This is a genomic window from Streptomyces sp. NPDC059452 (assembly GCF_042750035.1).
Classification (GTDB): domain Bacteria; phylum Actinomycetota; class Actinomycetes; order Streptomycetales; family Streptomycetaceae; genus Streptomyces.
In genome coordinates, this window is the sequence record NZ_JBHYVE010000015.1 from 1 (window position 1) to 12,476 (window position 12,476).

9 protein-coding genes are annotated in these 12,476 nt (G+C 71.6%); 6 read left to right on the plus strand and 3 right to left on the minus strand.

Annotated features, from left to right (window positions below; translation table 11 throughout):
* Window positions 1-261: 261 nt before the first annotated feature.
* Window positions 262-3,405, minus strand: a complete 3,144-nt coding sequence (gene ileS, locus ACFW9Z_RS20350; RefSeq protein WP_384642595.1) for an isoleucine--tRNA ligase — start codon at window positions 3,403-3,405, stop codon at window positions 262-264.
* A 576-nt stretch (window positions 3,406-3,981) separates the two neighbouring features.
* Here ileS and ACFW9Z_RS20355 point away from each other — a divergent pair.
* The 5 genes from ACFW9Z_RS20355 (at window position 3,982) to ACFW9Z_RS20375 (ending at window position 8,829) form a co-directional block, all read left to right on the plus strand.
* A complete protein-coding gene (locus ACFW9Z_RS20355) occupies window positions 3,982-4,899 on the plus strand; it encodes a TraR/DksA family transcriptional regulator (protein WP_384642598.1) in 918 nt (305 codons plus the stop codon).
* Between the two features lie 58 nt (window positions 4,900-4,957).
* Window positions 4,958-5,548, plus strand: coding sequence for a signal peptidase II (lspA, locus tag ACFW9Z_RS20360; RefSeq protein ID WP_384642602.1), 591 nt, complete (start codon window positions 4,958-4,960; stop codon window positions 5,546-5,548).
* A 43-nt stretch (window positions 5,549-5,591) separates the two neighbouring features.
* Complete coding sequence (locus ACFW9Z_RS20365) at window positions 5,592-6,533, plus strand: RluA family pseudouridine synthase (protein ID WP_384642604.1); 942 nt, start codon at window positions 5,592-5,594, stop codon at window positions 6,531-6,533.
* A complete protein-coding gene (locus ACFW9Z_RS20370; protein WP_384642606.1) occupies window positions 6,530-7,015 on the plus strand; it encodes a GNAT family N-acetyltransferase in 486 nt (161 codons plus the stop codon). The genes ACFW9Z_RS20365 and ACFW9Z_RS20370 overlap by 4 nt, the downstream gene beginning before the upstream one ends.
* 227 nt (window positions 7,016-7,242) lie before the next feature.
* The gene (locus tag ACFW9Z_RS20375) at window positions 7,243-8,829 is read left to right on the plus strand and encodes a Na+/H+ antiporter (RefSeq protein ID WP_384642608.1); all 1,587 of its coding nucleotides are present in this window, start codon (window positions 7,243-7,245) and stop codon (window positions 8,827-8,829) included.
* Window positions 8,830-8,903: 74 nt separating this feature from the next.
* Here the strand turns inward: ACFW9Z_RS20375 and ACFW9Z_RS20380 are convergent, their stop codons facing one another.
* Window positions 8,904-10,055: a mechanosensitive ion channel family protein gene (locus ACFW9Z_RS20380; protein ID WP_384643054.1), complete on the minus strand. Its 1,152-nt coding sequence runs from the start codon at window positions 10,053-10,055 to the stop codon at window positions 8,904-8,906.
* Window positions 10,056-10,092: 37 nt separating this feature from the next.
* Between ACFW9Z_RS20380 and ACFW9Z_RS20385 the strand changes: the two genes are divergently transcribed.
* Entirely contained in the window at window positions 10,093-10,671 is a 579-nt protein-coding gene (locus tag ACFW9Z_RS20385) for a dienelactone hydrolase family protein (RefSeq protein ID WP_384642611.1), read from the plus strand.
* 7 nt (window positions 10,672-10,678) lie between these two features.
* Here the strand turns inward: ACFW9Z_RS20385 and ACFW9Z_RS20390 are convergent, their stop codons facing one another.
* Window positions 10,679-12,364, minus strand: coding sequence for an alkaline phosphatase D family protein (locus ACFW9Z_RS20390; RefSeq protein ID WP_384642614.1), 1,686 nt, complete (start codon window positions 12,362-12,364; stop codon window positions 10,679-10,681).
* Window positions 12,365-12,476 lie beyond the last annotated feature (112 nt).

A 12,476-nucleotide genomic window follows, 5' to 3' on the forward strand; every position in this document is an offset into this window, starting at 1 on the left:
GTCGTCGGCAGCGTATTTTGTTTATAAGAGACAGCGGTGGTTCTGGGGGCGGGTGGGGGCGCCTGCGGCGGGCTGTTCCCCTACCCGCCCCTTCCCGAAACCGGGGCGCTGCCCCGGACCCCGCTCCTCAAACGCCGGAGGGCTATATGTAGCCTCGCCGGCGTTTGAGGCGTGGGGGTTCGGGGGCGAAGCCCCTGAGGGGGTACGTGAAGGGGCCCGGCCGGATACGCGTACCGGCCGGGCCCCTCGCAGACGTACTGGCTACCGCTTGCGCAGGCGGAACGTCAGGGACAGGCCCTCGTCCTCGAACGGGGCGCCGTACGTGTCGTCCGCCTCGCCCTCCGCGTAGTCCAGGGCCAGCACCTCATCGGAGATCAGCGGGGTGTGCTCCGTGAGGGCTTCCACCGTTGCCGGGGACGTGGACGTCCAGCGGACGGCGATGCGGTCCGCCACGTCCAGGCCGCTGTTCTTGCGGGCCTCCTGGATCAGGCGGATCGCGTCACGGGCCAGGCCCGCCCGGCGCAGCTCCGGGGTGATCTCCAGGTCCAGGGCGACCGTGGCGCCCGAGTCCGAGGCGACCGACCAGCCCTCGCGCGGGGTCTCTGTGATGATGACCTCATCGGGGGCGAGGGTGATCTGCTCGCCCTCCACCTCCACCGACGCCGTGCCCTCGCGCAGGGCCAGGGAGAGCGCCGCCGCGTCCGCGTCCGCTACCGCCTTGGCCACCGCCTGCACGCCCTTGCCGAACCGCTTGCCCAGTGCCCGGAAGTTCGCCTTCGCCGTGGTGTCGACCAGCGAGCCGCCCACCTCGGAGAGCGAGGCGAGCGATGTGACGTTCAGCTCTTCTGTGATCTGCGCTCGCAGATCGGCGGGGAGAGCGTCGAAGCCCGCCGACGCCACCAGCGCTCGCGACAGCGGCTGGCGCGTCTTCACGCCCGACTCCGCGCGCGTCGCCCGGCCCAGCTCCACCAGGCGGCGCACCAGTGCCATCTGGGTGGAGAGGGTCGGGTCGATCGCCGACGCGTCCGGCTTCGGCCAGGAGGCGAGGTGCACCGACTCCGGCGCGTCCGGCGTGACCGGGGTGACCAGGTCCTGCCAGACCCGCTCGGTGATGAACGGGACCAGCGGCGCCATCAGCCGGGTCACCGTCTCGACGACCTCGTGCAGCGTGCGCAGCGCCGCCCTGTCGCCCTGCCAGAAGCGGCGGCGCGAGCGGCGTACGTACCAGTTGGAGAGGTCGTCCACGAACGCTGAGAGCAGCTTGCCCGCGCGCTGGGTGTCGTAGCTCTCCATCGCGACGGTCATCTGGTCGACCAGTGCGTTGAGTTCGCTGAGCAGCCAGCGGTCCAGCACCGTGCGGTCCGCCGGGGCCGGGTCGGCCGCCGAGGGTGCCCAGCCCGAGGTGCGGGCGTACAGGGCCTGGAAAGCCACCGTGTTCCAGTACGTCAGGAGCGTCTTGCGGACCACCTCCTGGATCGTGCCGTGGCCCACGCGCCGCGCCGCCCACGGGGAGCCGCCCGCCGCCATGAACCACCGCACCGCGTCCGCCCCGTGCTGGTCCATCAGCGGGATCGGCTGGAGGATGTTGCCCAGGTGCTTGGACATCTTGCGGCCGTCCTCGGCCAGGATGTGGCCCAGGCAGACGACGTTCTCGTAGGACGACTTGTCGAAGACCAGCGTGCCTACCGCCATCAGCGTGTAGAACCAGCCGCGGGTCTGGTCGATGGCCTCCGAGATGAACTGCGCCGGGTAGCGGCTCTCGAAGATCTCCTTGTTCTTGTACGGGTAGCCCCACTGCGCGAACGGCATCGAACCCGAGTCGTACCAGGCGTCGATGACCTCCGGGACGCGGTACGCCTCCAGCTGGCAGTTCTCCTGCGTGCAGGTGAAGGTGATCTCGTCGATGAACGGGCGGTGGGGGTCGAGCGACGACTGGTCCCGGCCCGTGAGTTCGGTGAGCTCGGCGCGCGAGCCCACGCAGGTGAGGTGGTTGTCCTCGCAGCGCCAGATCGGCAGCGGCGTGCCCCAGTAGCGGTTGCGGGAGAGCGCCCAGTCGACGTTGTTGTTCAGCCAGTCGCCGAAGCGGCCGTTCTTGACCGAGTCCGGGAACCAGTTGGTCTTCTCGTTCTCCTGGAGGAGACGGTCCTTGATCGCGGTCGTACGGATGTACCAGGACGGCTGCGCGTAGTAGAGCAGCGCCGTGTGGCAGCGCCAGCAGTGCGGGTAGCTGTGCTCGTACGGGACGTGGCGGAAGAGCTTGCCGCGGGCGTCCAGGTCGGCGGTGAGGGCCTCGTCGGCCTTCTTGAAGAAGACGCCGCCGACCAGGGGGAGGCCTTCCTCGAAGGTGCCGTCGGGGCGGACCGGATTGACCACCGGGAGGCCGTACGCACGGCAGACCAGGAGGTCGTCGGCGCCGAACGCGGGGGACTGGTGGACCAGACCCGTACCGTCCTCGGTCGTCACGTACTCGGCGTTGACCACGTAGTGGGCTTCCGCCGGGAAGTCGACCAGCGTGAACGGGCGCTCGTAGGTCCAGCGCTCCATCTCCGCGCCCGTGAACGACTGGCCGGTGGCCTCCCAGCCCTCGCCGAGGGCCTTCTCCAGGAGGGGTTCGGCGACGACGAGCTTCTCCTCGCCGTCGGTCGCGACGACGTAGCGGACCTCGGGGTGCGCGGCGACGGCCGTGTTGGAGACCAGCGTCCAGGGGGTGGTCGTCCAGACCAGGAGGGCCGCCTCGCCGGCCAGCGGGCCGCTGGTGAGGGGGAAGCGGACGAAGACCGAGGGGTCGACGACCGTCTCGTACCCCTGGGCCAGCTCGTGGTCGGAGAGGCCCGTGCCGCAGCGCGGGCACCAGGGGGCGACGCGGTGGTCCTGGACCAGCAGGTCCTTGTTGAAGATCTCCTTCAGCGACCACCACACGGAGTCGACGTACTCCGGGTCCATCGTGCGGTACGCGTCGTCCAGGTCGACCCAGTACCCCATACGGGTCGTGAGCTCGGCGAAGGCGTCGGTGTGCCGGGTCACCGACTCGCGGCACTTGGCGTTGAACTCGGCGATGCCGAACGCCTCGATGTCCTTCTTGCCGTTGAAGCCCAGCTCCTTCTCCACCGCGAGCTCGACCGGCAGGCCGTGACAGTCCCAGCCGGCCTTGCGGCCCACGTGGTAGCCCTGCATGGTGCGGAAGCGGGGGAAGACGTCCTTGAAGACGCGGGCCTCGATGTGGTGGGCGCCGGGCATGCCGTTGGCGGTGGGCGGGCCCTCGTAGAAGACCCACTCCGGGCGGCCCTCGGACTGGTCGAGGCTCTTGGCGAACACCTTGTTCTCGCGCCAGAAGTCGAGAACGGCGTGCTCCAGCGCGGGCAGGTCGACCTGGGCGGGTACCTGACGGTACTGCGGCGATGTCATGTGCGGCTTCCTCCGGCGGATGTCTTCCACTTCCGTCGGAGGGACGAGAGCCGGATCTGCTCCCGCGGTACCACCCTCCTTGGCCCTGGGCGTGTGCCCCTGGCCCCCTCATTGGGGTCGCGATGCCGGGTCTAGTGGCCCGGGGCCGGTGGGCGGAACCCACGCGTCCAAGGCTTTCTTCCGGCGGCTCCGGGGTGATCTTCACGACGCGCTCGCCCCCGGGCTCCCACCGTCCCCGGGTCGCTGCTGGCTGCGTACGACGCTACTCGTCCCATCCACGCCTCTCGCTGCGCCCAGTGTACGGGCCCGTACGGCTGACGGCCGACCGGTTTAACCGTGGCCCGGGGCGTGACCCGAATGGCCAGTCGGGGCCGTACGGAGTTGGCTGCGGGGTGCGGGGGCGTCCGGGGGCTGGATTACCGGGCGGGGAGCTGGGAACAACGGATGCAGGCGCGCCACGAGCGGGTACGGGGAGGGGCGAAAGGGCGGCGTGCCCCGTTGCCGCGGGGCTGGGGTCGATTTATCGTCCCAGCACGATTCGCGAGCAAGATCACAATATGTGAAGGGGCCGCGGCCATGGTGGCGAAGAAGACGGCGGAAGAGACCGCGGCCGGGCAGAAGGCCGACGGGAAGCCACCGGCCGATGAGACGTCCCCGGACGCGGACGGGACTGCCGACGAGACGTCCCCGGACGGGACGGTTGACGAGACCTCCCCGGATGGGGCGGCCGACGGGACCTCCCACGACGGGACAGCTGACGAGAAGGTGCCCGAAAAGGTGCCCTCAAAGAAGGCGGCTGCCAGGAAAACGGCTGCCAAGAAGACAGCCGCGAAGAAAGCGCCTGCCAAGAAGGCGGCGGCCAAGAAGACCGCTGCCAAGAAGAGCGCCACGAGCGCCAAGAGCGCCACGGGCGCCACGAAGAAGAGCGCGGCCAAGAAGGCTTCGAAGAAGGCCGCTCAGACGGCCACGGGGGCGGCTGCAGCCGCCGAGGAGACGGGAGCCCACACGGTGGTAGCCAAGAAGAGCGCGAGTCGCCCCGCAGCCGGTACGGACGAGGCGGCCGTGCCGCCGGCCCGGGCCGCCGCGGCGACCGCTCCCGGCGAACTGGCGGTACGGCCCGGGGAGGACCCCTGGACGCCCGAGGAGGTCACCGAGGCGCGCACGCTGCTGACCAGCGAGATCGTGCGGCTGCGCAGTGAGCTGGAGGCCTCGGGCGCGGCGCTCGCCGGGCTGATGCGGGACTCCGGTGACGGGGCCGGCGACGACGAGGCCGACACCGGCACCAAGAACATCACGCGGGAGCACGAGCTGTCGCTCGCCGCCAACGCCCAGGAGATGCTGGAGCAGACCGAGCGGGCGCTCGCGCGGCTGGAGGCGGGGACGTACGGGCTCTGCGAGATCTGTGGCAAACCGATCGGCAAGGCACGGATGCAGGCATTTCCCCGCGCCACCCTCTGCGTCGAGGACAAGCAGAAGCAGGAGCGGCGCGGCTGACCCGTACAGGTGTGTCGTACCCTCGTCCTCAGTCAGGCACCTAGGTTGAGGGACTCACGTGGCAGAGGCGGAGCGCATCATCGGTACGCCGGACGATCCCGAGACCGGGCACGCGGAAGAAGGCGGCTCCACGGCCGCCGACGCCGCCGTGAACGCGGGCACGGGCAAGCGCAGGATCCTGGTGCTCGTCGGCGTCGCGATCGTCGCCTATCTGCTGGACCTGGTCTCCAAGCTGATCGTGGTCGCCAAGCTGGAGCACCAGCCGCCGATCGACATCATCGGCGACTGGCTCCAGTTCCGGGCGCTGCGCAACCCGGGCGCCGCCTTCGGGTTCGGCGAGGCGTTCACGGTGATCTTCACGATCATCGCGGCCGGGGTGATCGTGGTCGTCATCCGGTTGGCCCGCAAGCTCTACAGCCTGCCGTGGGCCATCGCCCTGGGGCTGCTCCTGGGCGGTGCGCTCGGCAACCTCACCGACCGGATCTTCCGGGCGCCCGGCGTGTTCGAAGGGGCGGTGGTCGACTTCATCGCCCCCAAGCACTTCGCCGTCTTCAACCTCGCCGACTCCGCCATCGTCTGCGGCGGCATCCTCATCGTGATCCTCTCCTTCAAGGGGCTGGACCCCGACGGGACCGTCCACAAGGACTGACCGGGCTGCGCGGGGAGCGGCGGGCGCAAGGCATACTCGACAGGTGAGTACGCACCCCGAGATCCGCACCCTGCCCGTACCGGACGGCCTGGAAGGCGAGCGTGTCGACGCCGCCATCTCCAGGATGTTCGGTTTCTCCCGCACCAAGGCCGCCGAGCTGGCCGCTGCCGGGAAGGTCCAGGTGGACGGTTCGGTGGCCGGCAAGTCCGAGCGCGTGCACGGCGGCGCCTGGCTGGAGGTCGAGATGCCGGGGGCGCCCGCCCCCGTCCAGATCGTCGCCGAGCCCGTCGAGGGCATGGAGATCGTCCACGACGACGACGACATCGTGGTCATCATGAAGCCGGTCGGCGTCGCGGCCCACCCCAGCCCCGGCTGGACCGGCACCACCGTCATCGGCGGCCTCGCCGCCGCCGGGTACCGCATCTCGACGTCCGGCGCCGCCGAGCGCCAGGGCATCGTGCACCGCCTCGACGTCGGCACCTCCGGCCTGATGGTCGTCGCCAAGTCCGAGCGCGCGTACACCCTGCTCAAGGCCCAGTTCCGCGACCGGATCGTCGACAAGAAGTACCACGCGCTCGTCCAGGGCCACCCGGACCCGATGAGCGGCACCATCGACGCCCCCATCGGGCGCCACCCCAACCACGACTACAAGTGGGCCGTCACCGCCGAGGGCAAGCCGTCGGTGACCCACTACGACCTCATCGAGGCGTACCGCGCGGCCAGCCTCCTGGACATCAAGCTGGAGACCGGCCGCACCCACCAGATCCGGGTCCACATGTCCGCCCACCGCCACCCCTGCGTCGGCGACCTGACGTACGGAGCCGACCCGACCCTGGCCAAGCGGCTCGGGCTGACCCGGCAGTGGCTGCACGCGGTGCGCCTGGGCTTCGAGCACCCGAGCGACGGCGGCTGGGTGGAGTTCTCCAGCACCTACCCGGCCGACCTCCAGCACGCCCTGGACACCATCTCCGCGGAGAGCCAGTGACCGCCGCCCCACCCCCGTACACCACCCGCAGGGCCGTCGAGGAGAGCGACCTCGCCGCCTGCTTCCAGGTGCGCAAGGACGTCTTCGTCGGTGAGCAGAACGTGCCCGAGGAGATCGAGTACGACACGTACGACGCCACCGCCGTGCACGTCCTGGCAGTCGCGGCGGACGGCACCGCCCTCGGTACGGGACGGCTGCTGTACGGCGCCGACGCGGCCGGGAAGACCGGCGGCGACCTCACCGTCGGCTCGCTCGGGCGGCTCGCGGTGACCCGGCAGGCGCGCGGCCTCGGCGTCGGCGCCGCCCTGGTGCGCGCCATCGAGGACGAGGCGGCCGGGCTCGGCCTGACCGCCGTGGACCTGCACGCCCAGACCCACGCCCTCGGCTTCTACGAGCGGCTCGGATACCTCGCGTACGGCCCCGAGTTCCCGGACGCGGGCATTCCGCACCGGGCGATGCGACGGGGGATCGGGCCCGCCTGAGCCCGGGGTCCGGACCTCGGCCCGGGTTCGGCCCGCCCCCCGGCCCCCGGGGGGTCTCGCCCTTCCGGTGAACCGTGCGTGGCAGGGTGGAGGCCCGCTCGGTCACCGGCCCGGCCGAGCTCCTGACGGCCGCTCACCCCGGCCGGACCCATGGCCGCGGCACCGCCGTGACCTGGGCGTCGGCCCGGTGACCGGCCCGGAATCGCACGCTCCGGAAGGTGCCCCCCGTGGATCAAATGCTCCTGCTGCTCCTGTTGCTGCTCGGAGCCGTGGTCACGGTGCCGCTCGGCGCCCGCCTGGGGCTGCCGGCACCGGTCCTGATGACGCTGGCCGGGGTCGCGATGGCGTTCGCGCCCTTCGTGCCGAACGTGGACATCCCGCCCGAGATCATCCTCCCGGCCCTGCTGCCGCCGCTGCTCTACGCCTCCGTCCAGCGGACCTCCTGGCGTCAGTTCGCCGCCAACAAACGCCCGATCTTCCTGCTGGCCGTCGCCCTGGTCTTCGTCACCACGGCCGCCGTCGCCGCCGTCGCCAACTCGATCGTGCCCGGACTGCCGATCGCCGCCGCCGTCGCGCTGGGCGCGCTCGTCGCCCCGCCCGACCCGGTCGCCGCGACCGCCGTGGCGGGCTCGGTCGGACTGCCGCGCCGGCTGGTGTCGATCCTGGAGGGCGAGGGGCTCTTCAACGACGTCACCGCCATCGTGCTCTACCACGTGGCCATCGCCGCAGCGGTGAGCGGCACCTTCTCGGTCCCCGAGGCCTTCGGGCTGCTGATCCTCTCCGCCGTGGTCGCCATCGCCGTCGGCCTTGCGCTGGGCTGGCTCACCATCAAGGTGATGGGGATGCTCGGCGACGCCACCCTCCAGGTCGGCCTGAGCCTGCTCGTCCCCTTCGCCGCCTACGTCCTCGCGGAGGAGCTGATGGGCTCCGGCGTGCTCGCCGTCCTGACCGTCGCGCTCTACCTCGCCGTACACACCGCCGACGCGGACGACGTGCTGGGCCGGCTCACCGGACGTACCTTCTGGGAGATCGTCGACACCCTGGTCACCGGGGTGGCCTTCGGGCTGATCGGCCTGGAGCTGCACAGCGTCTTCGGCACCTCCGACGGGCGCGAGTTCCAGATGCTCGGCTGGGGGCTCGCCATCGTCGCGGTCGTCGTCGGCGTCCGGCTGGCCTGGCTGCTGCCCGCCACCTGGCTCGCCGAACGGCTGCACACCCGCCGGGACGTCAGCGAGGAGATCCCGGCCGGCTGGCGGGAGACCGTTGTCATGTGGTGGGCCGGGATGCGCGGGGTGGCCTCCGTCGCGCTGGCGCTCGCCATCCCGCTGGAGACCGACGACGGGCAGCCCTTCCCCGGCCGCGAGGAGATCATCTTCATCGCCTTCTGCGTGATCATGGCCACCCTCGTCTTCCAGGGCCTGACCCTGCCCTGGCTGGTCCGCAAGCTCGGCGTCCGCGCCGACGCCGACGCCGAGGAGGCCCTGGAGCGGGAGCTCGCCCTGCGCGCCGCCAAGGCGGCCAAGCACCGGCTCAAGGAGATCCAGGAGGTCGAGGAGTTCCCGGAGGACGTCGTGGAACGGCTCCAGCGGGCCGCGTACGACATCGGGGCCCGGATCAACCCGGAGATCGTCGACGAGGAGCGGCGCGAGGCGTACGCCCGGCGCGCCGAGCGGTTCCAGGCGGTCAGCCGCGTCCAGCGCGAGATGATGTCGGCCGCCCGCCACGCGGTGCTCTCCGCCCGCAACGAGGCCGGCTCCGACCCGGAGGTCGTGGACCGGGTGCTGCGCCACCTGGACGTCCGCTCCCTGCGCTGAGGCTCTGGGCCCCGGGGCGTACGGAGTCGGCCGCGCGGCCCCGAGGGCGTATCGGAATCATCTGCTCCGGCCTCTCAGCCGCGCCCGGTCCGGGGCGCCTTGGAGTCGTCCGGGTCGCGGGAGGGGCCGGAGCCGTTGCGGCCGGGGCCGGGCTCCGCCCCCGTCAGCTCCGCCCACTGCTCGCCCGGCGGCAGCGCGGCGGGGGAGGTGGCCAGGCGCGGCAGCGCGTACGGGTGGTGGTCGCGCAGCCAGCCGATCAGCTGCTCGCGCACCGCGCACCGCACCGTCCAGATGTCGTCCGCGTCCTTCGCCGTGACCACGGCCCGCACCTGGATCGTGGTCGGCGTCGTGTCGGTGACGGCCAGCGACCAGTCGCGGCCGTCCCAGGCGGCGATGTCACCGAGGATGTCCCGCAGCTTCTTGCGCATCGCGGCCACCGGCGCGGCGTGGTCCAGATGGAAGAAGACCGTGCCGGTCATCTGGACCCCGCCGCGCGACCAGTTCTCGAACGGCCGGGCGGTGAAGTACGAGACCGGCATCGTGATCCGCCGCTCGTCCCAGGTCCGTACCGCGAGGAACGTCAGCGTGATCTCCTCGATGGTGCCCCACTCGCCGTCCACCACCACCGTGTCGCCGATCCGGACCATGTCGCCGAAGGCGATCTGGAGCCCGGCGAACAGGTTGCCGAGCGTCGACTGGGCGGCCACACCGGCGACGATGCCGAGCACACCGGCCGAGGCCAGCATCGAGGTGCCGACCGCCCGCATCGCCGGGAAGGTCAGCAGCATCGCGGCGATCGCGACCACCGTCACGACAGCTATGACGACCCGCTGGATCAGCGTCACCTGCGTACGGACCCGGCGCACCCGCGCCGGGTCGCGGGTGGACGTCGCGTACCGGGCGTAACTGGACTCGACGACCGTCGCGGCGATCCGGACCACCAGCCACGCGGAGGCCCCGATCAGCACCAGGGAGAGCACCTGGCCGATCCCGGCCCGGTGCTCCCACACCCAGGCGATGCCCATCTGGCGGTAGCTGCCCCGCAGCAGCGCGGCGATGAGCACCACCTGCAACGGTGGCCGGCAGCGCCGCAGCAGCCCCCACAGCGGGGTCTCGCTGTGACGGCGGTCGGCCCTCCGCAGCAGCCGGTCGACCAGCCAGCCGACCAGCAGGGTGATCACCACGGAACCGCCGATGACGATCAGCGGGCGCAGCACGTTCTCCATCGCCTCGTCCTCCAAGCTTCGGGGCACAACTGGCACCATGGGCCTCATGAACATCATGCTTTTCCACTCGACCTACGGGCTCACGCCCGCGGTGCACGCGGCGGCCGCACGTCTGAGGGACGCCGGCCACGAGGTGCGCGTGCCCGATCTCTTCGAGGGACACACCTTCGACACGGTGGAGGAGGGCATGGCCTTCAAGGAGGAGGTCGGCAAGGAGGAGCTGCTGAAGCGTGCGGTGCTGGCCGCGGCGCCCTACTCGGACCAGGGGCTCGTCTACGCCGGTTTCTCCCTCGGGGCGGCGACCGCGCAGACCCTGGCCCTCGGCGACGCGAAGGCGCGCGGGCTGCTGCTCTTCCACGGCACCTCGGACCTCGCCGAGAACGCGTCGGTGGAGGAGCTGCCCGTCCAGCTGCATGTCGCGGACCCGGACCCCTTCGAGTCCCACGGCTGGCTGAACAGCTGGTACCTCCAGATGCAGCGGACCGGGGCGGACGTGGAGATCTACCGCTACCCCGGGGCCGGCCACCTGTTCACCGACCCCGATCTGCACGACTACGACCAGGCGGCCGCCGAGCAGACCTGGAAGGTCGCACTCGGCTTCCTGGCCACCCTCTAGGCGGGCCTCAGCGGACCGGCCGGTCCACCCGCTCCACCTTCTGGGTGCCCCGCCGGGTCCGGTAGGAGCGGGACCAGGAGGAGGTGGCGTCCTTGGCCGTCCTGTCGGAGAGCACGTAGTAGTCCATCTGCGAGCGCTCGGCGGTGACGTCCAGGACGCCGTAGCCGTGCGAGTCCATGTCGACCCACTTCACATGGCGGTTGGCACCCCGCACGGCGGCCGCGGCGACGAGCGACACGGTCTGCGGCGCCACCCTCAGGATGTCGTCCAGGTTGCTCGACGTCACCGACGTGACGACGAACTCCGTCGCGGCCGAGGGGGAGAGCGGATACGTGGCGGCCCGCACCGGCACGTCGTTGGCCCAGGCCATATGGACATCGCCGGTCAGGAACACCGTGTCGGTGATCCCCCGCTCCCGCAGGTGCCCGATCAGCTCCCTGCGGTCGTCGGTGTACCCGTCCCACTGGTCCACGTTGACCGCGAGCCCCTCCTTCGGCAGCCCCAGCAGCCCGGCGAGCGGTTCCAGCAGATGGGCGGGGAGCGCCCCGAAGGCGACCGGCGAGATCATCACCGACGTACCGACCAGCTTCCACACCGCGTCCGACCCGGCAAGACCCGCCTTCAGCCAGTCCAGCTGCGCCCGGCCGGTGATCGTGCGCTCCGGGTCGTCCACCGAGCCGCTGCCGATGGACGCCTGCTCGGAACGGAAGCTCCGCAGGTCCAGCAGGTGCAGATCGGCCAGCCGCCCGAACCGCAGCCGCCGGTAGACGGTCCCCTCGGTGGAGGCGCGGACCGGCATCCACTCGAAGTACGCCTGCTTGGCCGCCGCCACCCGGTCGGCCCATGCCCCCTCCGCACCCGGCGTGTGGTTCTGCGCCCCGCCCGACCAGGCGTCGTTGGCGAACTCGTGGTCGTCCCAGATCGCGATGACCGGGTGGGCGGCGTGCAGCGCCTGGAGGTCGGTGTCGGTCTTGTAGTTCCCGTGCCGGAGGCGGTAGTCGGCGAGGTTCAGAATCTCGTGGGCGGGCCGGTGCTCCCGCAGGGCCGCGCCCTGGGTCGGATAGCCGCCGGACGCGTACTCGTACAGGTAGTCGCCCAGGTGCAGGACCGCGTCCAGGTCGGCACGGGCGGCGAGGTGGCGGTACGCGGAGAACCAGCCGGCCTCCCAGTTGGCGCAGGACACCACCCCGAAGCGGATCTGGGCCACGCTCGCCCCGACGGCGGGCGCGGTGCGCGTGCGGCCGGTGGGGGAGCGCACCTCGCCGTCCGGGGCGCCCGCCGTGAAGCGGAAGTAGTACGTCGTGGCCGGCCGCAGTCCGCGGACGTCGGCCTTCACCGTGTGGTCGGAGGGGGCGGAGGCGAGCGTCGCCCCGCTCGCGGCTATCGCGGTGAACTCCCGGTCCTCCGCGACCTCCCAGCACACCGGCGTATCGGCCCCGCGCCCCGAACCGGGCTCCGCGCCGGGCTCGGGGGTGACACGGGTCCACAGCAGGACGCCGTCGGGCAGCGGATCACCGGAGGCGACGCCGTGCAGGAAGGCGGGCACGGGGGCCGCCGCCTGCTCCGCCTCCGACGAGGCGGCGGAATCGGAAGCGGAAGCGGTGGTGGGGAGTACGGGGACGGCGGCGGCGGTCGCTGCGGCGGCCCGGACGACGGTACGGCGGCTCGGCGAGGAAGCGTGTCGACTGGTCACGGACCATCACCCTACTGGCGCGTACGGCGAACGGGCGGGCGAACAGCGGAAGTTCGCCCGCCCGTCGGGAAACGGTCGCCTGGAGGTGGGCGGGAAGGGGCCGGACGGGCGG

Bases quoted from the DNA above. Each gene is read 5' to 3' on its own strand.
- ileS (WP_384642595.1), bottom strand. From the start codon at position 3,405: ATGACATCGCCGCAGTACCGTCAGGTACCCGCCCAGGTCGACCTGCCC.
- ACFW9Z_RS20355 (WP_384642598.1), top strand. From the start codon at position 3,982: ATGGTGGCGAAGAAGACGGCGGAAGAGACCGCGGCCGGGCAGAAGGCC.
- ACFW9Z_RS20380 (WP_384643054.1), bottom strand. From the start codon at position 10,055: ATGGAGAACGTGCTGCGCCCGCTGATCGTCATCGGCGGTTCCGTGGTG.
- ACFW9Z_RS20385 (WP_384642611.1), top strand. From the start codon at position 10,093: ATGGGCCTCATGAACATCATGCTTTTCCACTCGACCTACGGGCTCACG.